This window comes from Paenibacillus sp. 1182, assembly GCF_017833915.1.
Taxonomy (GTDB): Bacteria; Bacillota; Bacilli; order Paenibacillales; family Paenibacillaceae; genus Paenibacillus; species Paenibacillus polymyxa_D.
On sequence record NZ_JAFICR010000006.1, the window covers coordinates 1 to 21,898 of the forward strand.

General features: G+C 42.7%; 17 protein-coding genes and 1 pseudogene. 13 read left to right on the forward strand and 5 right to left on the reverse strand.

All coding sequences use genetic code 11. The annotated features are described in order from the left end of the window. Nucleotides 1–141 precede the first annotated feature (141 nt). Nucleotides 142–633, reverse strand: a complete 492-nt coding sequence (locus tag JOD82_RS13530) for a hypothetical protein (protein WP_245249047.1) — start codon at nucleotides 631–633, stop codon at nucleotides 142–144. A 172-nt stretch (nucleotides 634–805) separates the two neighbouring features. Here JOD82_RS13530 and JOD82_RS13535 point away from each other — a divergent pair, with 172 nt between their 5' ends. From JOD82_RS13535 to JOD82_RS13550, 4 genes are all read left to right on the forward strand, one after another. After that, nucleotides 806–2,287: an Ig-like domain-containing protein gene (locus JOD82_RS13535; protein WP_209949453.1), complete on the forward strand. Its 1,482-nt coding sequence runs from the start codon at nucleotides 806–808 to the stop codon at nucleotides 2,285–2,287. A 273-nt stretch (nucleotides 2,288–2,560) separates the two neighbouring features. Further along, the gene (locus JOD82_RS13540) at nucleotides 2,561–4,030 is read left to right on the forward strand and encodes a hypothetical protein (RefSeq protein WP_209949455.1); all 1,470 of its coding nucleotides are present in this window, start codon (nucleotides 2,561–2,563) and stop codon (nucleotides 4,028–4,030) included. Between the two features lie 213 nt (nucleotides 4,031–4,243). Continuing rightward, entirely contained in the window at nucleotides 4,244–5,122 is an 879-nt protein-coding gene (locus tag JOD82_RS13545) for a hypothetical protein (RefSeq protein WP_209949457.1), read from the forward strand. A 193-nt stretch (nucleotides 5,123–5,315) separates the two neighbouring features. Further along, nucleotides 5,316–9,902, forward strand: coding sequence for a fibronectin type III domain-containing protein (locus JOD82_RS13550; protein ID WP_209949459.1), 4,587 nt, complete (start codon nucleotides 5,316–5,318; stop codon nucleotides 9,900–9,902). Nucleotides 9,903–9,951: 49 nt separating this feature from the next. Here the strand turns inward: JOD82_RS13550 and JOD82_RS13555 are convergent, their stop codons facing one another. Beyond that, nucleotides 9,952–10,461: a discoidin domain-containing protein gene (locus JOD82_RS13555; protein WP_209949461.1), complete on the reverse strand. Its 510-nt coding sequence runs from the start codon at nucleotides 10,459–10,461 to the stop codon at nucleotides 9,952–9,954. A 217-nt stretch (nucleotides 10,462–10,678) separates the two neighbouring features. On the opposite strand from JOD82_RS13555, the gene JOD82_RS13560 reads away from it, so the two are divergent. Both JOD82_RS13560 and sigK read left to right on the forward strand, forming a co-directional pair. After that, nucleotides 10,679–11,050, forward strand: a complete 372-nt coding sequence (locus JOD82_RS13560; protein WP_029515399.1) for a hypothetical protein — start codon at nucleotides 10,679–10,681, stop codon at nucleotides 11,048–11,050. 280 nt (nucleotides 11,051–11,330) lie between these two features. Continuing rightward, nucleotides 11,331–12,032, forward strand: a complete 702-nt coding sequence (gene sigK / locus JOD82_RS13565) for an RNA polymerase sporulation sigma factor SigK (RefSeq protein ID WP_013311218.1) — start codon at nucleotides 11,331–11,333, stop codon at nucleotides 12,030–12,032. Nucleotides 12,033–12,190: 158 nt separating this feature from the next. Here the strand turns inward: sigK and JOD82_RS13570 are convergent, their stop codons facing one another. Together JOD82_RS13570 and JOD82_RS13575 are read right to left on the reverse strand one after the other, a co-directional pair. Beyond that, complete coding sequence (locus tag JOD82_RS13570; protein WP_029515398.1) at nucleotides 12,191–13,165, reverse strand: alpha/beta hydrolase; 975 nt, start codon at nucleotides 13,163–13,165, stop codon at nucleotides 12,191–12,193. Continuing rightward, nucleotides 13,162–13,791: a TetR/AcrR family transcriptional regulator gene (locus tag JOD82_RS13575; protein WP_209949463.1), complete on the reverse strand. Its 630-nt coding sequence runs from the start codon at nucleotides 13,789–13,791 to the stop codon at nucleotides 13,162–13,164. The genes JOD82_RS13570 and JOD82_RS13575 overlap by 4 nt, the downstream gene beginning before the upstream one ends. Nucleotides 13,792–14,026: 235 nt before the next feature. On the opposite strand from JOD82_RS13575, the pseudogene JOD82_RS13580 reads away from it, so the two are divergent. Both JOD82_RS13580 and JOD82_RS13585 read left to right on the forward strand, forming a co-directional pair. Further along, nucleotides 14,027–14,197 (forward strand): annotated as a pseudogene (locus tag JOD82_RS13580) (sigma factor); the annotation flags it as partial. 112 nt (nucleotides 14,198–14,309) lie between these two features. Further along, on the forward strand, nucleotides 14,310–14,771 hold the full coding sequence (locus tag JOD82_RS13585) for a 2-thiouracil desulfurase family protein (RefSeq protein WP_039272334.1): 462 nt from the start codon (nucleotides 14,310–14,312) through the stop codon (nucleotides 14,769–14,771). A gap of 105 nt (nucleotides 14,772–14,876) precedes the next feature. Here JOD82_RS13585 and JOD82_RS13590 read toward each other — a convergent pair whose 3' ends face one another. Continuing rightward, nucleotides 14,877–15,626: a YdcF family protein gene (locus tag JOD82_RS13590; RefSeq protein ID WP_069010437.1), complete on the reverse strand. Its 750-nt coding sequence runs from the start codon at nucleotides 15,624–15,626 to the stop codon at nucleotides 14,877–14,879. A 217-nt stretch (nucleotides 15,627–15,843) separates the two neighbouring features. Here JOD82_RS13590 and JOD82_RS13595 point away from each other — a divergent pair, with 217 nt between their 5' ends. The 5 genes from JOD82_RS13595 (at nucleotide 15,844) to JOD82_RS13615 (ending at nucleotide 21,833) form a co-directional block, all read left to right on the forward strand. Next, nucleotides 15,844–16,731 (forward strand): DMT family transporter, encoded by an 888-nt coding sequence (locus JOD82_RS13595; protein WP_209949467.1) that lies wholly within the window; start codon nucleotides 15,844–15,846, stop codon nucleotides 16,729–16,731. Nucleotides 16,732–16,874: 143 nt separating this feature from the next. Beyond that, a complete protein-coding gene (locus JOD82_RS13600) occupies nucleotides 16,875–18,065 on the forward strand; it encodes a copper amine oxidase N-terminal domain-containing protein (protein ID WP_209949469.1) in 1,191 nt (396 codons plus the stop codon). A gap of 207 nt (nucleotides 18,066–18,272) precedes the next feature. Then, nucleotides 18,273–19,268: an ABC transporter permease gene (locus JOD82_RS13605; protein ID WP_029515393.1), complete on the forward strand. Its 996-nt coding sequence runs from the start codon at nucleotides 18,273–18,275 to the stop codon at nucleotides 19,266–19,268. An 18-nt stretch (nucleotides 19,269–19,286) separates the two neighbouring features. After that, nucleotides 19,287–20,180 (forward strand): carbohydrate ABC transporter permease, encoded by an 894-nt coding sequence (locus tag JOD82_RS13610; RefSeq protein ID WP_029515392.1) that lies wholly within the window; start codon nucleotides 19,287–19,289, stop codon nucleotides 20,178–20,180. Nucleotides 20,181–20,291: 111 nt separating this feature from the next. Beyond that, the gene (locus JOD82_RS13615) at nucleotides 20,292–21,833 is read left to right on the forward strand and encodes an extracellular solute-binding protein (RefSeq protein WP_029515391.1); all 1,542 of its coding nucleotides are present in this window, start codon (nucleotides 20,292–20,294) and stop codon (nucleotides 21,831–21,833) included. The last annotated feature ends 65 nt before the right edge of the window (nucleotides 21,834–21,898 follow it).

Consider the following 21,898-nt stretch of genomic DNA (forward strand, 5'->3'; position numbering starts at 1 on the left):
CACCTAGATCGCCTGGAGAAACAGGGGTAACCCCCCTGCTTCTCCAGAGACCAGAGCATTATGATGTAAAAAAGAAACCCACGTCTCAAAATGACAGGGTTTCTCGACAATCTGAAACTCCCATAATGGGTTTTTTTTTGTTTATTTCTTATTCAAAGTCACATCATGCTCTTTGGCAAGTGTGTTAACCTGTTCGCCAAAATCTCTGAATAGCTTTCTACCTTCGCTTAGCTTGGTGTTACTTTCATTAATTAAGTTCAGATCCCCTTTTTCCAACGCATCGAGCATCGTAATGAATGCTTCCTTTTGAGTGCTAACCGCCTTGACGTAGGTTTCGTGGACAGCTCGCACCTCAGGGGTTTCCGTCTTTACTGCTTCAACTTTATCAAGGTATTTGGTGTATTGTGGGATAATTTCGTCTCGTAACGTATTATATAGTGTTTCATCATCTGTGAAGTTATCACCGGTCACGGATCCATATTTTTCAGTTACTGTTTTTTCATCTTGTGCTAACGGAAGCATTCCATCATTCACATAGGTAATTAAATCTTTTTTAACCGGATCGGTAGAGCAGGCTGCCAAAATGGAGAAGCAACATAATACTAACATAAACACGCTAAGTTTTTTCATCATTAAGTTAATTAACCTAAACCCTATTCATACGGATTACAAATAAGAATATTTTAAGAATTATATTCCATTGAAACCAGAATTCCTTTATGACAGAAAAGGACATCCTAGAATTTCCCTGCATATATTTAGGAATAGCTGTATTTCTTTAATACATTTGAGAGGAGATTTCAGTATGATAAGGTTTAAAAAGGTGGTTTCAGTTACACTAAGCTCAATGCTCCTGCTATCATTCGGGATGACGGCGAACGCGAGTGCAAGCCCAGAGGTGAAGACGGATCAAGCGATTCAAATAGTTTCCAATGTGCAGCTAACAACTGATAAGGGAAGTGTCATTGAACAATTAACACGCGCGGACAAGCCTGCCAGTATCACAAATTCGGTGTACACCATTACAGAAAATATTAACTTGGCGACACCACAGAAATCTGTATTGAAAAAGAAAGTTACCCCTTCGCTCAAAGCCAGCACAAAATCAGTATCAGCTAAAGCTGCAGCGACCGTAGCGACAGCGTCTACTGCTACATATTCCGGCACGATTACAGAAGAGGGAGGCACACAGTTTTTATATCCGATTTATTTGCAACCGGGTGAATTGTTACAGGCTCAGTTGGATGGTCCGTCTTCAGCCCAGCTAGACTATGACTTATACCTGTATGAGTTTGATATGGCGACAGGTGATATTAATTCCAATCCTATAAATGTTTCCAACTACGGGACTTATGTTAACAATTATGAGCAAGGAGCTGCTTCTCTTCCAGAAAACGTAGGAACTCGCAACTCAATCGGAGCCGAGAAGGCATACGCGCTTGCAGTTCATGCCAAGAAGGGGTCTAGCATTAATGATCTTTTTTATTTAACTGTAGCAGTAAGCTCCAACTATGATGCCTATGAGCCGGATGACAGTGCCTTTCATGCTTATGATTTTACGGTTAACGACAAAGGCTCCTCGATTAACTTCCGTACCATTCATTCCGCTATAGATAACGATTGGTATCTAGTTACAGTACCAGCCAGCCGTAATTATGATGCATTAAATGTGAAGCTGGACAGCACTTCGGAAAGCTATGGGTACAAAGCGGAAGTATATGCAGCTCTTGCTGGCAACCAAATGGTGCTTCTACCGCAAACCAATCATAATGTTACCTTAAGCACAGGGACCTACTGTGTACGAGTGTACTGCACAAGTCAGTATTCAGCCGACCATTTGTATACACTAGCGATTAAACCGGTGCTTCGAGCTGGCAAAATTGAAATTACCGGCTATAACTCCAATGGCTATTATGATTATCCGACGTATTCTTACGGTCGTCATTATCGTATTAACGGAGGCAGCAGTCTGATCGTGAACGGTGTTGTGAAAACAACAGATGGTCAAATGGTTCCCAATGCTCCTGTCACGGTCGTTTGGCTGGATAAGAACTGGAGCGAGAGTGGCGGTAACCGTACGAGAACGGCTTCTACGTACACCGATGATAGCGGTAAATTCAGTGTGACCCTTTCTCTTCCGCAATCGACAGGAAAAAATGTAGATTATATAAGTGAAATTGGTTCCACACACTATTATGATCTTACAGGAGTAGCCGCTCAGGTCGATGGAACTTCGATTAGTGCGACGGACATTATTTATCTATTTGCTTACAGCTTGAGAAACTAAGAAATGCTTTAATGTCATTTTGATCATGAGAGAGTCGCTTTTTCTGAAGGGTTAGCCGAGGCTTTCCATTTCTGAAAGAGCGACTTTTCATGTTTATTTAGCAAGGATAAGAAAATAGTCTTTTTTTCATAGATTACAAATAGAAAATGTTTTGCATAATATATTCCAATAGAACCAAAGATGATTTATGATAGAGCCATGCAGCCTAGAAATCACCCTGGTTTATCCGGGGATAGCGGGAATTCCTTAAACCATTTGAGAGGGGATTTCAGTATGAAAAGGTTCAAAAAGGCTATTGCAATGATGTTAAGCATGATGCTTCTGTTTGCTTTCGGAATGACTGCGAACGCGAGTGAAAGTAAGGAGGCTGCATCGGATCAAGCGATTAAGGTAGAATCCAAGATTCAGCTAACAACTGAAAATAGAGACTTAATTAAGCGTTTAACGCGGGCAGACAAGTCAGACAGCGTTACGTCTTCGGTTTATGTCATGCAAGAAAACCTCAACTTCAAGACATCAGAGACAACCTCATTGAAAAGGGAATCCATGTCTACGCTGAAAGAAAGCCCAATGGCTGCTTCAGCCACAGCTTCTTCTGCTACGTATTCCGGTACGATTACGCAAGAGGGAGGTACACAATTTTTATATCCGATCTATTTGCAGCCTGGTGAATTGTTGCAGGCCCAGTTGGATGGTCCATTTTCAGCCCAGCTTGACTATGATTTATACTTATATGAGTTTGATATGACGACAGGGGACATTAATCCTAATGCCATTGACGCATCCACCTATGGTACTTATTTTAACAATTATGAACAGGGGGCTGCCTCACTTCCTGAAAACGTAGGAACCCGCAACGCTTCTGGAAATGAAAAGGCATATGCGATTGTTGTCCATGCCAAAAAAGGTTCCAGTATCAATGATCCTTTCTATCTAACGGTCGATACAAGTTCCAGCTACGATGCATATGAACCAGATGAGAGTGCTTTCCATGCCTACAACTTTACCTTTAGTACGGGCGGTTCATCGCTTAATTCACGCTCCATTCATTCAGGCATTGATAATGACTGGTACCAAGTTACGATCCCAGCCAGCCGCAATTATGACGCTTTGAACGTCAAGCTTGACAGTGTTTCGGACGGTTATGGCTACAAAGCGGAAGTCTACGGAGTCCTTACCGGAAACCAAATGGTGCTTCTGCCGCAAACGAACCATAATGTTAGCTTAAATACAGGAACCTACTATGTGCGAGTGTACACAACCAATCAGTATTCACCCAATCATTTGTACACACTTACACTGAAGCCGGTGCTTCGGGCTGGCAAAATTGAAATTACCGGCTATGATTCTGCTAATGGCCCTAATGATTATCCGAACTACTCATATGGTCGTCATTATCGGGTTAATCAACGCAGTAACCTTACCGTGAAGGGTGTAGTTAAGACAACTGATGGTTATTCAGTGGCAAATGCACCTGTTGATGTGACATGGTTGAATCAGAACTGGACTGAAGGCAGCGGGAATCGTACTCGTACAGGCACAGCTTATACGGACCAGAATGGAGCCTTTAGTGTGACTCTTTCCCTGCCATCTTCCACTGGAAGTATAGCGGAATACCTGTCTGGAGCCATCAGTTTTACACACTACTATGATCTATCAGGGGTAGCCGCTCAGGTGTCAGGTACTTCGATTATAGATACGGATATTGTATATCACTTTGCCTATAGTATTTATGGCGGTTGATAGATAGGTTATTAAGCTAACCCTTAAGGTAACTTGTTGCTTGAGTATTTTATATTTGAATCAAAAGTAGTTTGCTTCAATATTTGTTCATTTTTGGGACAAAGCATATATTCATTCCATATATGCTTTGTCCGATATATATAGAAACAGGGTCACATTACACTATACATACGCCTTAGATTGCCTGTTACAAACATGACAGGAGGAAATAGGATGAATTTTGGGCCTCTTAGAGCACAGCAAGCGATTCTTAATGCGAGTAGCTTACGGATCAATCCGACAAGCAAGCAAGCTCCACCACCCCAGCTTCATGAAGAACAGGTCTCCAGAGTGGTAGTTCAAGACTCCGTGGAGATCAGTGAAGCCGGCAGACAGTTGGCCGAAGGAGCTATTGTATCACAGTCTGCCAAGTATTTCGGTACAACCCAAATCAATGATTCATTAAACCGGGTTTTGGAAGGTCAGCCAGAAGAAGTGTCTAATGCAGTGTACAATATGATTCAATCTAATTTTATCGTCGACGGAAGAGTAACGGATGAGAGTCAGCGAGCTGTGCTGCTGGAGATGGGAGTCACTCAATCCAAGTATATTGCTGATCATTACATGGAAGGCGACAAGGCCAAAGAATTTCTCGAAACCATGAACCAGATCGCTGGTATTGCTTCAACACGATCGACTGATCCAGAGACCGGAGATATTAGCTACACGACTCCAATAGATCGTCCGTCAGGTGCTCCTGAGGATTATGTTAAGCTATCAGAAGTGATGAAGCAGGTCGATCCTCAAAAATATACGGCGTACATGAATGATATTAAAGGTGGAGGAAATGGGCTGAGCCAACTGTTAAATTTTGCGCAAAAGGTTCCTCAACATCCCGATTGGATTGAGAAATACAAGGAACGCACGGGACAGAACGCAGAGTTGCTAAATAACACACCGTTAAACAATCGGTTTGACAAAGCTGATACGACATCAGCTTCTGCATTTATGAACAGTATGCAAAATCTTCTTAAGGAATCTTCCGCTACTCAGGATTCTTACATGCAAAATATGCGAGGATTTTTTCGGAACTTGGGCGTTCAGATTCATTAATATCCTCAAATAATTTGTCAGTTCTGTTTACATCCTGCCAGGAACGAAGTATAATAGCTTCAAAACATACTCGTGATATAGAGGAAGCACCTCAAACCTAGGCATTAACGCCTTCGTTTGAGGTGCTTTTTCTATTTTACCCGAAGCGAGTTTGTAAAACTCTTTGAAAATAAAATAAAGTAAGGAGAAGTGTATGTATCGAAAAAATAAGCGAAAGGTAAGGAAGTATAGGAAATGGGTGTATGGATTTTTGGCTGTATTCCTACTATTAACGATGATTCCCATATTTCCGGAAAGGGTATCAGCTGCTGCTCAGGAGATCATGGGGGGCCCTTTTTGCCAAAACAATTTGCCGGGTGGAGGCGATAGTTGGGGTTCTTGGTCAGGAAATGGGATAGGAGCAACGGAAGTATATACTGGCATGGGTTCGGCCAGGTATAAATGTGATGGTACTACGCAGCCGACAAATCGTTTTATTGATATTGGAAGATCCATTAAGACTTCGGATTACAGGATTTTTGTTTACATTGAAGGGTCTTATCATACTGATATATATGCATCTAATAACGCAGCAGGCGACAGTTGGAGGCCTAATGGAACGAACTTATATACATGGACTAATGTAACGAAATTCTATGCGGATAGATATTATCAGGGAAAATGGTTAGATATCACCGATACTATTACATTAAGAGATGTTCGATATTTCAGAGCGGTGGGAGATAGCCAACAGACAAGTGCTGAAATATCCAAGTTTGGAATCCGTGTTATTCCCAAATCGGACCTAATGCCTAAACCACCTCAGATCCATGCAGGTACAGAGGGGCAAGCGATCACAGGATGGACCAAAGAACCTGTAACCGTGTGGATCGATGGAGATGTGGCTCCTGAAGGATTAAAATACTATGAATATAGTCTGAACGGAGGAGCATTTCAGCAATACACCGGGCCTTTCACTGTCTATGACCATGGTGTAAATACAATCTATGCCCGGACAGTGGATGTGAATGACCAGTATAGTGGCCTTTCTTCCGGGAATGTCCGAATAGACAAGATGCCACCAACTCCCCCTAGCATAGAAGCAACAGGGAATAGTAATGACTATACGATTTCATTACAACCAGGTGTAGACGATTATTCTGGACTAGCCCATACTCAATTTCGTATGACAGGCGTTGTGAATCAGGATTGGCAGGACTATAGTGAAGCGTTTCATGTGAATAAAGATGGTAAAAGCATGGTACATGCACGCTCCATTGACAGCGTCGGTAATGTGAGCCGAGAAGTAAGCAAGGAAGTCACTATTGATAAAAAGGGACCGACTGCTCCTGTCATCCGGGCTAGTGAAACAGGCCCAACGAACCGTGATGTGAATATTACCATTGGTTCAGGAAGTGACCCTACAAATGGAATTAAGATGACACAGTATCGCTTGAATCCATCTGGGGAGTGGTTGACCTACAAGGGTACTTTTACATTAAACACAGAAGGAATTTACGAATTATCAGCACGGACGATCAATAATCTTGATGTGTCTAGTTCAATCGTAACTCAATCGGTTACGATTGATCGAACCAAGCCAACGTCTCCAAAAGTTACGTTTTCCGAGGTGACGATACCTACTCGATATACCAATAAGCCAGTTCAGTTTGCTCTATCGGGTGCGACGGATATTACAGCAGTACATTATGAATATCAATTAGGTTCTGGCGCTTATGTGTCTGGTTCATCGGGAATATTAAAGGGTTCGGGGGTCATACAATTGACTGCACAAGCTGTAGATGCAGCTGGAAATCGAAGCGATCCGGTGTCCGCGGTGTCTTATATTGATTTGGAACCACCGACGATCCAACTGACGCAGGATTCGCGTGAATGGAAAGATACTCATATTCCTGTAAGGATACGATATGCCGATCAGCATTCGGGGATTGAGTCATCCACAATGCAGTATAAAATCACGAACAGCCCTGATTCACCCGAAAACTGGGATGCTGCAGCCGACACAACAATCCAGATGGATCTTTCAAATGAAGGTGAATGGTATGTTCATGCCAAGGTCAAAGATAGGGTGGGTAACATTTATGAAACGGTTAGCGGTGCACTTCGCATTCAAAACCAGCCCCAGTCGGTTGTGCTCTCTGCGACATCCGTACGAAATACAGAAGCTGATTTGCAGTGGACACTCCCGTCGGCCCTTGATGATGGTTACGTTTATACAGTCCGAAATATAACAACTAATGAGGTTTGGGATGTTACGCATCCGACAAATTCCTTTACAGATAGAGGGCTACAAGGAGGACGGCAATACGAATATGAAGTGCGTTCTAGTAATCATGTAGGAGGCAATGCGTATTCCAATCGAGTCCGTGTATTAACGTTACCTGATGCTCCTGATCATATCCAGTTACGACCTGTCTCTCGTCATTCTACAGAAATCATGGCTGACTTTACGCCAGTTTCATCAGCTAACAGATATAATATTACAGCAGCAGACGTAAGTACGGGAGAAATCATATTTAAGGATACGGTTACACAGGATGTGTATAATCCAATTACGGGAATGAAGCCTGGTAAATATTACGATATTTCTGTATCAGCTATGAATGACACTGGAGAGGGTACAGCAAAGCATGTATCTTTTCTAAGCCTACCAGACAGCCCGAACGGATTCCGGAATGTAACTGTAAGAGAAAATGGAATCGACTTGAAGTGGAATTCTGTAATCACTGCCACCTACTATACCCTAGAACGTAATGAAGTATCGGTTTATAACGATGTGTATACAGAATTCACCGATACTGATCTTCAGGCGGGAACAGAGTATGATTATAACGTTTCCGCTGAAAATGCAACAGGATTCGGAGACTATGCTCATCTGGGAGTCATCACTTTACCTGATCGAGTAACTACATTATCGGGTGTGACGAAGGATGTGTATGCTGTCAGTGTTGAGTGGCAGGATGTGCAGGGGGCTGAAGGATACATCTTGAATGTTAACGATGAACCGAAGGTCCGGGTTGCGCGTGGTATTCATTCTTATACTTTTGAGGGCTTGCCAGCGGGCAGGTCTGCCAATATTAAAATACGAGCCTACAATCGAAGTGGTACGGGTAAAGATACTTCTATCAACGCATTAACACTACCAATTTCGGCTGTACAACTTGCAACTGTAGATGTTCGCGAGCACGATGCCACATTGATATGGACCCCGGTTGATGGGGCAACTCAATATAAGGTAACGATCAACGGTCAAGATTATTATAGTACGGAACCACGTGTGGTTATAGCTGGTTTAACAGGTGGGAGTAACTATGATTTTCAAGTGAGCAGTGGGAACAGTAGTGGTTTCAGCCAGCCAGCGTTTGGTGAGCTGCTGACACTTCCTCCTCAAGTACAAAATATTCATGTTACAGAACTTGAGGGTGGCCAGATTTCACTGAGCTGGGATGGAATCCAGAGCGCTTATCAATATACTGTAACCCGTAAAGATACGGGGGAAGTTTTTAACACCAGAGATGCCCATATTAAGCTTTCAGGTATCCAGCGTGGTATGATTTACTCGTTTGGTATACAGGCCGTGAATACAACGGGGGCAGGTAATATAGCTCCGTTTACGCATCGTGCTTTACCAGGTCAGATATCAGACAATAGATTGACTGTGAAAGAAGTAACAGATACCGATTTGGTTGTTACGTGGAAAGAAGCTCCGGGTGCAGATGCTTACAATGTCTACCAAAACGAGATGCTTATCGGTCATACGGCCACCCATGAATTTAAAGTAGATGGACTGGATAGTTCTACATTGTATCGTATTACCGTCAAGCCATTGAACACAAGTGGTGAGGGTAAGCCAACAGAAGGTCAGGTCGAGACGCTACCGTCCCCAGCGTTTGCGTTTTCGAAGACGGATACAACGAATAGTGAGTTTATTATCTATTGGGAATCAGACCATGAGAATGATATTTTCGTCCTCGCCAGTGAAGGAGGAACAGAGCTATATCGTGGTAAGGATCGAAGCTATATCTGGAGACAGCTTAAAGAGAAGCGGTTGTATACAGTTCAACTTTGGGCAGAAAATAGTCAAGGAAAACGCACAGAGGCAAAACAAGCGAATGGCAAAACAACGGGTAATACTGTGGAAGCAGGTGGCGGAGCAGGAGGGGCGGAGAGTGTAAAACCGATTCAGCCTGTTATAAAGGAACCGATAGAAACAGAGCACATTCAAGATTCAACCGTTGAAAAGAAGCCAAATCGTTTTAGTGACATTGATCGGATATTTAATAGAGAAAAAATAAATGTGCTTGCTGATTTAGGTGTAGTAAAGGGAACAACCCACACGCTATTTGAGCCGAACAGACCTGTAACACGTATGGAGTTTACCTCTATGCTGGTCCGTTCCTTGAAATTACCGCTCGAAACGGATGTGACTTTAGGCTTCGAGGATATCAATCCATCGGCGTGGTACGTTGATCTGCTCAAAACGGCGATTAAAGATCAGGTTGCTCGCGGGTTTAGTAATAGAGAATTTGGCCCAGATCGTGTCATTAACCGTGAGCAGGCGGCTAAAATGGTGAATAACATTGTCAAGGCTACACCACAGCAAGAAAGCAGTGCATACTCAGATTCCTCTCAAATTGTAGAGTGGGCCAGAAAGGATGTACTTGGTCTAACCGAAATTAATTTAGTACAAGGATATCCAGATGGTAGCTTCCGTGCCAAGCAGGAGGTCACACGTGCAGAAGCAGCAGAGATGATTTATAACATGCTTCAAATGAAATAGAATGAATCAAGGGGCGGCGTTGGCCAGCCCCTTTTTTGTGTATACTAACTTATTCCGCAATAGTGGGGTTTAGATTGGATGCTCTGTAGGCAGGAACGCCATTAATGAGTGCGGTTCTTAGCTGAACATATCGTAAACCATAATAGGAGGTTGTACTACTCATTCCCGATGAAAGTACAGTTATTTTATAATATGAAAAAGGAATCTCATTACTAAATTGATAGGTTGTTTTTGCAGTGGTTGGCAAAGTTTCGACTTCACCTAACCTAAACCAATTTTCTCCGTCTCTAGAGCCGTGAAAAGAAAATGAAAGTATAAAAGCTCGAGAAGATGGCTGAGCTAAAAGAATATCATTGATCGTCTTACCTGTATCTAATTTAAAGATGATTTCTCCACCTTTACCGTTTAAGCTGCTTTCCCAATAGAGATTATTATCAATTAAAACATTTTTCGGAAAAGTATTTTTGGAATCTCCGTTGGTTGATACATTTTCCTCTGCTATAACAACAGGATCCATGGAAAAAGTATAGTTGTCTGGATTTTGACTGAATTTTGCCATGTTGAAATTCCTCCTTAAGTTTAATTTTTGAATGTGTTGAAAAGGTTGATATATATCATTTATATGAAACTCTCTATGAATATATTCCTTGATCATGGAATGCATACTAGTGTTTAAGCGGTCTGACATCATAATAGCAAACTCATTTGCGGGCGGGGAGTTGCATGTTTAGAATATAAATAACTAAATGAGGTGCGAGAAAGGAAATGGATCGAATATGAAAATATACACTTATTATTTGGGAAATGGCATATTCCCTTTGGATTGGGAAGTTTGTTTTAGTACTGTTGAGGAATATAAAAGAAAATTATTTGAGAAGTACACCGCTTCCCAAGAATACAATGATTTTGTAATAGGCGGATTTAATGTGCTTACCGACAAAATAGATGCGATTTTGAATTATGCTTTAGAGAACTTTCGAAAAGAATTTCCTCATAATTATGAGTTGCGTTGTCCGGCTATGATATTCCCGTTGCCAAGAGGTGATGAAAGTAATGGTGCTGAGTTTGCTATTGTTTTAAAACGTGATGAAGATGGAGATACAATGGTCTATTCTCCACTCCCATTGTCATATTTAGAAAGAAGTTAATACTCTGCTGAGAGAAAATGGGAAACCAATTGTTGGATAATGTAAGGCTATTCCGGGTTTTCCTCTGGCTATATGGAGTGCGTTGATTTGTGTCGAAGAGATCTCTATGTTTCGAATTAAGTATTGGAGGTTGCTCCAGCAAGATATCCGGCAAATTGTTACGGAGCAGTTTTCGGAGTACAGGCACGGATGGGCACCTGCCTACATACAATAAACAGACCGCAAGCCCGGTAAGTAACAAAGGCCGGTAAGTTCGCAACTACCTCAGGAGGTGTCATCCGTGCCCGGACTATTTAGCGCTATCGCTCTGTTCATCAAGGAATTGACGCTACTCGTTTCCTACGTGAAAAACAACGCCTTTCCGCAGCCATTGACTGAGAAAGAGGAAGCTCGACACCTAAAGCTTTTTGCCGAAGGCAACGCACACTCTCGTAACACACTCATTGAACATAACCTACGGCTGGTGGCCCATATTGTGAAAAAATTCGATAACACCGGTGAAGATTTGGAGGACCTTATATCCATCGGCACCATCGGACTGATCAAGGCCATCGAAAGCTTTCAGACCGGGAAAGGCACCAAGCTGGCAACATTTGCAGCCCGTTGTATAGAAAATGAAATCCTGATGCATTTACGATCCCTGAAAAAAACACGCAAAGACGTATCACTTCACGATCCTATAGGGACTGATAAGGAAGGCAACGAGATTACTTTGATTGATATCCTCGGCACCGAGGCGGACGATATTGTAGATAAAGTACAGCTCAAAATCGAGAAGAGTAAAATCTATCGCAACCTGGATATTTTAGATGAGCGTGAAAAAGAAGTAGTTATTGGTCGATTCGGCCTAGAAGCCGGAGGTGAAGAACGTACACAGCGGGAAATCGCCAGAGAGCTGGGGATTTCGCGTTCGTATGTGTCCCGCATTGAAAAGCGTGCATTAATGAAGCTGTACCATGAATTTTACAAGCAGAAGGGGTAATGGATAAGGAGATATATGAACCCACTTGAGGCCCTTTACAGGGCCTTTTTAGGTCTTTTTCATAATTCAATTACTTGCTTCTTTACGCTGAAAAGCGCTAGGGAATTTTCCTATAAGTGTGGTTACTCGTTCAGCTAGTTGGCTCTCTTGGATTGAATTTATTTCCCTACATATTCATCCAAAAAGTGATCTACTCTTTTGAAATATTCAGTGGGGTAATGGTTGATGGCATCGATGTGCTCCGTATTTTGCGGGTACCATACTTCTGCTTTTGGGTTATCTTTTAAGGACTCGTAAATAATTTCTGTATTTTTATAACTAATTTGCTGATCTCCAGTACCATGAATGAGCATAACTGGCTTGTCTTGCATCTTTTTTACCGCATCCATAGGAGATATGGAATCAAGATCAACCTTAAAGGCCCAATTTGCCATCCATGTCGATGTATAACTGAATGGAAACGCAGGTAAACCTGAAAAGAAGGGCAAACCCTCTCTCAGAAATAGACCAGCATTACGAAAAGGACTATCCGCAATTACGGCTTTGATGTCATCACTTTCACTTGCGGCTAGCAAAGAAGTAGCAGCACCCATTGAAAAACCGATAACTCCAATGTTATCACCCGTATGGTCTCTCGATTTTAAATAGCTTACAGCTCCTAGCAAATCATATTTTTCATTGAGGCCCAGCGTAATCAAATCACCATCGGACTTACCTTGTGAACTGAGGTCAAATGCCAATACATTGTAGCCTTTCGGAACGAAGTGCTCTACTAACTTTTGGGTCCGCCCTTTGACTAAACGATTGCTCGTATATCCATGGACGACAATAATCGTTTTACTACTTGATTTACCAGAAAGACCACTTGCAGGAAAGAAGGAACCTCTAATCGTATTATCATTTTTTTCACTCTTGAACTCGACCTCTTCATAGGGAGTTTTATCGATATTTAATCCGTAGCTGACATTAGTGTCTCTAGGATGGTGCAACAAGGTGTCTACTACTTTATAAGATATAAAAAATACAAGAGCCGTCACAAGCAAAAGCACGATCCCTAGGCTCCATAAAATTTTCTTTCGTTTTTTCACACGAACGTTAAATGTCAGATCGGGTTGTAATGATGCTTGACTCATTCAGACTCCTCCAGTTTTTCTTTAGGTTGTATGGGTGCGAACAAATAAAAGGCATGCCCCTTCAGATTTTCCCACTCGGGATGATGAATAATACTTTCTCCAAGAGTTAAGCCCACTCCATTTAAGAAAGAGATATAGGCACGAGAGATCATTGCTGGAGAAAAGCTTTTGTTGAATTCTCCCATTAACTGTCCCTTGGCATAGACGCATTCGATCGCATCTGTCATTACCTTTATACTTTCAAGGACCTTCTGTGTAAGTTCGGGGAATTTTACTCGTTGTCCTAAGACAGATTGAACAAGTCGCAATTCATTTATATAGGAGTAGATATGGTTGAATTGTTCTGCCACCATGCTTTTAATCAATACGCCCGGCGTCCCCTCTTGTTGTAGACAAGCAAGTGATTTCGCCTGAATATCAGCAAGCGGCTCAAGGACAGCAGCGTAGTATAAAGCTTCTTTGCTGGGGAAATATTGAAAAATGGTTCCAGGAGTCACTCCCACACTCTGCGCAATGATCGCCGTTGTGGTATTAGAATATCCACTTTCTGCGAACAGGACAACAGCTTCTTCTAGAATACGTTTACGCCGCTCCAGTCTTTTTTCTTCATTGATGGGTCTTGCCAAATGTATTCTCCTCTCTTTAAACTAAACTTCAATTAATTAAATGAATGATTATTTAATTAATAATATATCTTAAATTATGACTTATAGCAAGAGTGAAATTTATCTTACTTACGAGCAGGATGAACCTCAACATATAAAAATAAGCCGAAGGCTGCCCAACATGCGCCTCCGGCTTGTTTTATAAGGTTATTTTGGATGAGTACACGCTCCACCTTCCTTAAATGAATAAAACAATGAATATTTGGAGGATCTCATACCCTTCGGTACCATCGGCCTGATGAAGGACATTGAAAGCTTTCAGACTGGGAAAGGCACCAAGCTGGCAACATTTGCAGCCCGTTGTATAGAAAATGAAATCCTGATGCATTTGCGATCTCTGAAAAACATGCAAAGACGTATCACTCTTACGGAACGCAGACGTTGAGGCGAGTCAAAATTTTCGCACGATGACTCTACGAGAAAATTTGTTTATACTTTAACTACTTAATAGTGAATGTAATGGATATGAGGTGGAACTAATGATTCTGGTAAGTTCGTGTTTGGCGGGCATGAAGGTACGATATAACGGGACGGATAGCCTGGATGTATATATACAGAAGTTGGTAGAGGAAAAGAAAGCTGTGACAATCTGTCCTGAGCTTTTGGGGGGCTTTGTGACTCCGAGAGAGCCTGCTGAGATTGTTGGAGGGACAGGCGAGGATGTGCTGAACGGCACAGCCAAGGTGGTTGAGTTTTCAGGCAACGATGTCAGCGATATGTACATTAGGGGTGCGTACGAAGCCTTGAATATAGCCAGAGAGGTTAACGCAACGCATGTTGTTTTAAAAGAAAACAGCCCGTCCTGCGGATCAGCAGCAATATATAATGGGTCATTCGAAAATCGTAAAATAGCTGGTAATGGGGTAACCTCGGCTTTGTTAAAAAAGGAAGGCTTTAAGGTCATATCGGAAGAACAAATTTCGGATATTTTCTTGGATTAGAATATGTAATGGTAAATCAAGCGCCTTGCTAGCTTACAGGCTTATACCTGCGGAGCGTAAGACGCTTGTTTGTGCTGTATGCCGCTATATGATATAGACATCACATTATTTAAGCTTTAATGCAAGAATTCCTAGGTATTCCTTGAGGGCTGTTCCGGTTGTAGACATGGCCCCAGCAGACGGCGAGAGTTTGCCAGCATACAGTGACAGCTTTTCACTTGCCAGATAGTCGGTAGGATAAGCTACGACCTGCATGTCTGCACGCTGAAATTCCATTGCAGCACGTGGCATATGGAAAGCGGAGGTCACCAGAACAGGTCTAGTGAGTTGATGTTTTTTTAAAATTTGCGATGTATATACGGCATTTTGCTGTGTGTTCAAAGAACGGTTTTCGATCAGAATGTCCTTTGCCGGAATACCGAGTCCCAGTAACTGTCTTTGTGCAATATTCGCCTCATTACCACTGTCTCCAAACACTTGCCCGCCGGAGAAAAGAATGGGTATGCCTGTTGCTTCATGCAATCTGGCCGCAGTGAGCAGTCGATTGGCCGCAGATCCTAGCAGATTGCCTTGTCCATTGATGTCAGGGGTTCCTTCTGTGGCTCCGCCCCCAAGTACGACAATGACATCACCTTGAATGGTACGGGGCTGTGGGTACTGTTTTTCCAGGCTACTGATTAACAAATCTCCAGCCAAATTGGTCGAGGAAACATACAGCAGCAATGTGACAAGAAGCAGTACGACCGCAGGTATACGTGCCCTTTTCCATAGCCAAATCACGAGCCCTGCCATCACGAGGATGAACAAACCGGGAGGGAGCACAAAGCTGTACAAAAATTTGATGATATAAATCAAGTGCAGACAACCTCCTGTCCTTATAAGCTTTATCTGTCTTTTTGGTATATTGTAACATAGGCAACTGACTGGATTCCTCTGTCCGAAGACATACCTCGATGAAAAAACGGGCATGAAAGTTGGAGCTTTCCAATACATATTTTTTGTTTGATAAAGTTGTTCTGTAGGCGTAGTATATAAAGTCTAGTGATTTTTTTCATAGAGGAGCGATAGCGTCATGGGAGAGTTAACGACAGCCAAGCGGATGATGATGATCGCGCTACTGGTTGTGTTGTGGGGCATTTCTTGGCCCATTTATAAAGTTGCATTGGAATTCACACCTCCACTATTGTTTGCAGGACTACGTACACTGCTGGGCGGTCTGCTATTGGGAGTGATTTTAGTACCGAGATGGAATCGCATTCGTTGGAAAGAAAATTGGCGGGTGTATGCTATTTCAGGTATTTTTAACGTGGTATTGTTTTATGGTCTGCAAACGGTGGGACTGATGTACGTCCCCTCTGGCTTGTTTTCTGTGCTGGTATATCTCCAGCCTGTACTGGTCGGCATTTTTGCATGGATGTGGCTAGGGGAAGCGATGTCCAGACTTAAAGTGCTTGGATTGGTCATCGGATTTTTGGGCGTTGCGGCTGTCAGTGTCGGCGGATTTTCAGGACATGTGGCTGTGGCAGGTGTAATCCTCGCCATTATTACAGCCGTGAGCTGGGCATTGGGAACGGTATATGTGAAAAAGGTAAACCAGCGTGTGGATTCGCTGTGGCTGGTTGCATTTCAATGTACACTGGGAGGCATCGTGCTGACGGGAGCTGGAACGGTGACGGAAAGCTGGTCGGATATCGTATGGAATGTCCCGTATGTGTCAGGGCTGATATTCGGCACGGTGCTGGGAATTTCACTTTCCTGGTTGCTGTATTTCACACTTGTTAATTCAGGGGATGCGAGCAAGGTTGCGTCTTATACGTTTTTGGTGCCTGTGATCTCGGTGTTTGTCAGCTCGTTGGTGCTGGGCGAAGCGATTACGGCTTTCCTGCTGATCGGGTTGATCTTAATCGGGCTTAGCATTTATTTGGTGAATCGCAGAGTGAGAGTAGTACGGCAAGCTTGAAAATAGGATATGGTACAAGCAAGGACTCTGCGCAGGTAGCAGGGTCCTTTTTTAGAGGATTTTAACACCTGTCCGGCGAATTTTTAGGAAGAATGAAACGGGTTCGGCTGAAACGAATTTGATCTATAAGGAGGGGTTCAAGCATGATCCAGCTTCAAAATGTCAAACGGTATAAGTCTGCCAAGCGGATAATAGTTGCATTTGTTTTATTGGCAAGTGTGGCAATCGGACTGAACGATGGAGAGTTTGCTCAGGCAGCGGGAACTTCTGCATCTATAAAGCAAGGTCAGAGAACTGCAAGTGTCCGTGTTTATTTTAACGGAAATATGATGTCGTTTCCCAAAGGAGAGTCATTCATAAACAAGGGACAGGTCATGATTCCTATTACAGATGCTGCTCTGCCAGGAATAGCCACGGATTATGACCCCAAAACACAGACGCTTACACTTACCAATGGTATAGCCAGTCTGGGTTCCGGTCGAATAAAGGCTAACTCCAATATAGGTTTTGTACATAACAGGAAGGTTACTTACGACGTTTCAGCCAGTAGCATTCGTGGAACGCTTTATGTTCCTCTGGCATTTATCAGTGATGTGGTCGGAGGCAAGCTCGAATGGAAGAAAAACGAACGAATGGCTAGCATAAGCTATCCTCAGTTGGTTGGGGAATCGGAGGAAAGCAAGGGCTATTTGCTGGATGCAAGCAGCGGAGTATTGTACCATAAAGAGGATGGCGGCCGTATCCGTGCGCTCAGTCCAACAAATATTAAATTGAAAGAAGATTATTTTGGCATGACGAAAATCATATCAACCAAGGTTACGGAGGATGCAGATTTGGTTACGGTATGGCAAGCGTATGGCGAGCCCATGATTAATGACGATTTTTATACGCTGTTCGTCCAGAAAGGAAAGGTACTTCGTCAGGCAAAGGCTCATTATTGGAATTTTAATGCCAACAATATCAAGCTTTATAATGGTAAAGCAGTCATGAACGATGGACAGACCGTTCGTCTGATTGACGCTAATGGTTCTGTAAAAGAAATATGGAATATGGGGAAGCTTTCCGGTCGTTTGAAGGACAGCTTTGCGGTGGAAGGCATGGGCGAGGGGTTTATTCTTGCCAGATCGAATGATGAGGGCTTTTTAATATTAATTAATCTTAAAACCCACCAGTCATTGTTGGTGTATGAGTTGCTTCAATTAGCTCCTGAGCAACTGAACGGATTCAGGGAAGATGGTATTAAGTTTATCGGTCAGAACAAAAATGATGGTGAACTGCGCTTCGAGCTACATGATAGTAAAGGACGGCCTCAAACGTTCAAATATGCTTTGTGAATGGGTTTAAGGCGTCGATCAGACGCCTCTTATTACATAAAACTTCACAAATATCCGAATTGTTCACTCCTCAGGACACTCCTTTGTTCATGAAGCATGAGAGGCTTCACTTTTTATTTTGAATGCGCTTACATAAAATATAGTTATACGGCGGCAGTGCTACAAACCTTGCTGTCGGCAACGTATACAGAGGGGGAGTGACTCACATTGAATCAGCCTATGCCCAAAAATTCTGCAATGCTTACAGCGGATTCCCGCCTGAACGGTAAGAGGCTGGGAACGGGTAGAAAACACGGTTTTTTCTATGAACTGTTCCGCAATCGAGTATTATTTCTGATGTTGTTGCCCACTTTAATTTTTTTCTTCATTAATTCCTACATTCCTATGGTGGGTATTTATTATGCATTTACCCAGTTCGACTTTAATACCAGCCTGTTTGATGCCAAGTTTGTCGGACTCCAAAATTTTCGCTTTTTATGGCAATCCGGCACGCTGACAAAACTGACATTGAATACGGTCGGATACAACGCAGCGTTTATTTTACTTGGTAACGTTTTAGCGATTGTTCTCGCTATTTTGTTGAATGAGTTGCGAGGCCGCTACTTTAAAAAGATCGCTCAATCTGTGATGTTCCTGCCTTATTTTGTTTCTTTCGTTATTCTAAGTGTCATCGTGTATAACATATTTAATTATGATAATGGTTTTCTGAATACGCTGCTGCTGCAACTTGGTGGTGAACGCGTGGATGTATACAACAAACCATGGGTATGGATTTTCCTGATTATCCTGTTCTATTTATGGAAAAATCTTGGCTACAGTATGGTGATCTATCTAGCAGCGATTACAGGTATCAGTGACGAATATTATGAGGCAGCGAAAATGGATGGAGCCAACATTTTTCAACGAATCTGGTACATTACCGTTCCTATGCTTAAATCGACATTCGTTGTGCTGCTGTTGTTTGCGCTTGGTAGTATTATGAAAGGACAATTTGATCTTTTCTATCAGTTAATCGGCAACAATGGGGTGCTGTACAATACGACGGATATTTTGGACACTTATGTGTACCGATCGCTGAAAGTGACTTTTGATGTGGGTATGGCTTCGGCGGCAGGCGTATACCAATCATTGTTCGGCTTTGTACTGATCATGACCGTGAACTATATCATCCGTAAGTTGAACGACGAGTATGCCTTATTCTAGAAAGGAGGACCCAAACGGATGGCGATCAAAGAGGATGTATACACTCGAATTTTTAAAATTATCTCTTATGTGATTATCATTATGGCTTCCATTGCTTGTTTACTCCCGTTCCTACTTATTATTTCGGCTTCACTGACCAGTAATGAATCGATTATCAGGGATGGATATCACTTTATACCACAGCAATTCTCACTGGAAGGTTACCGGACGGTGTTCACCTTTCCTGAAGAGGTGTTAAGGGCGTACGGGGTGACGATTTTTACCACGGTTGTAGGCACGACGTTGGGCCTGTTCCTGATGACGATGGCAGGATATGTGCTGGCACGCAAAGATTTTAAATACCGCAATGCGTTTTCATTCTATATTTACTTTACGACGCTGTTCGGAGGCGGGTTGGTGCCTTGGTACATTATGCTGACGAAGTATTTAGGATTGCTTGATACGTATACAGTGCTTATTTTCCCGGGATTGATGACTCCGTTTCTGATCATTTTGATGAAAAACTTCATTCGTTCTTCCATGCCGGAAGAGCTGTTCGAGTCCGCTAAAATAGATGGTGCAGGTGATTTTAAAATTTACTATCGAATTGTACTGCCTTTATCCACACCGGGTATTGCCACTGTGGGGCTGTTTCTGGCCTTGGCTTACTGGAATGACTGGTTCTCATCCTCACTCTTTATTAACGATCCGCATAAATACCAGTTGCAATATTATCTGTATAATGTAATTAACTCCATGCAATTTATCGCTCAAATGGGTGCAGGTACTGGCGTATCCCTTTCCAGTGATATGCCGACAGAATCGACGAAAATGGCAATGGCGATCGTGGTTACTGGACCCATTTTGCTGCTGTACCCGTTCATTCAGCGTTACTTTGTCAAGGGGCTGACCATTGGCGCGGTAAAAGGCTGAAGCGACACTAACGGGCTGAGATGGCATAACGTGCTGACGGTATGCCATCAAAGCAGCACTTTTTGTAAGCGTTTTATTTAAACAGACTACCATTTCAAAGGGAGGATTCACATGACATTCACAAAGAAAAGAAAACAACGCATGTCCATCCTGATTGCAGTAATGGTCATCATGGCGCTATTAGCCGGATGTGGAGGCGGTAGCGGAAACAGCGCACAAAAAGCAAATGGAGAGGATGATAAATCCCAAAAAGTGCAGCTGCAATTTTATATGCTGGGTGATGCTCCTAAGGATCTGTCTACCATTGAGGCAGAGATTAATAAGTTGGCGGAAAAAGATCTGAATGCCACCGTCAAATTTAACTATACGACGTGGACAGACTGGGATCAAAAATATAAGCTGTTATTGTCTTCGGGTCAGCCTATCGACCTGATATTCACTGCAGATTGGACGCAGTATCAGGCCTATGCCAAGAAGGGCGCATTCCTGCCGCTAGACGATCTGCTGCCTAAGGCCGCACCTGCCCTGCAAAAATTTGTGCCTCAGGACATGTGGGATGGAGTTAAAATTGGAGGCAAAATTTATACCGTGCCTGGCACGTATAAAGAGTATGTCACTAACGGCTTTGTATGGCGTGAGGATTTACGAGAGAAGTACAATTTGCCTAAACCGACAGATATCAAAAGTTACGAGGCTTATATGGATGGGATACGTCAGCATGAACCAAATATGAAAACCGTATCTCTGAACAGCGATATCAAGGGAAATCTACATGACCGATATACCGAATTAGTAACGAAGAGTATAGGTGCCTTGCCTTATGGCATTGGTATTAAATATGAAAAACCAACAGAGGTTTATAAATTTTGGGGCTCGGATGAGCAAAAAGAAGAGCTGAATACTTACAAACGCTGGGCCGATAAAGGATTCATTCCCAAAAATGTATTAAACGTAAAAGATACGCTTCAGGATCAAGTGACTTCTGGTAAAGCAGCGAGTATTTTCGGTGACAATCCAACCCGGTTTAATGATATGGTCATTAAGCTCAAAGCATCTCACCCGGACTGGAAGCTCGAGTATTACCCATTCCCTTTGACGACAGGTTATGCAACTCCAGTGCACCCGATTCATAACGGCTTTGCAATTCCAAAAAGCAGCCCAAATCCGGCGCGCGCATTAGCTTTTTATGAAAAGCTTGTGACGGACAAACGCTATAACTTGCTCACGCAATATGGTATTGAAGGCAAAAACTACGAGGTCAAAGATGGTTACTATCATATGATAGGTAGCGGCAGTTCTAATGGATTTTCACGCGAAGGTATGAACAGTTGGGCTTGGCGTAATCCGGAATATATGCTGTTTGATTCTGGCTTTGACCGTGTGAAGAAAATTTTTGCCGAGCTGGATAAAATCCAGAAGCCTGACCTGTTTACCGGCTTTGCAGAGGACTACACGACCTACCAAGCAGAAAAAGCAGCTCTAGAACAGGTTGAGAAGCAATATCTGTATCCGCTCCAAGCTGGACTGATCGACAATGTAGATCAAGGCTTGCAGACCTTCTTGCAAAAGGCAAACCAAGCTGGTTTGGAGAAAATTCAAACCGAGTATACAAAACAATGGGAAGCTTATGTAAAGGAGAAGGGGATTAAATAAAACATAAAGATTTGTGATAAAGAAGAAAAGCAAGTCTCCAGAAAGTTGGAGGCTTGCTTTTTTGA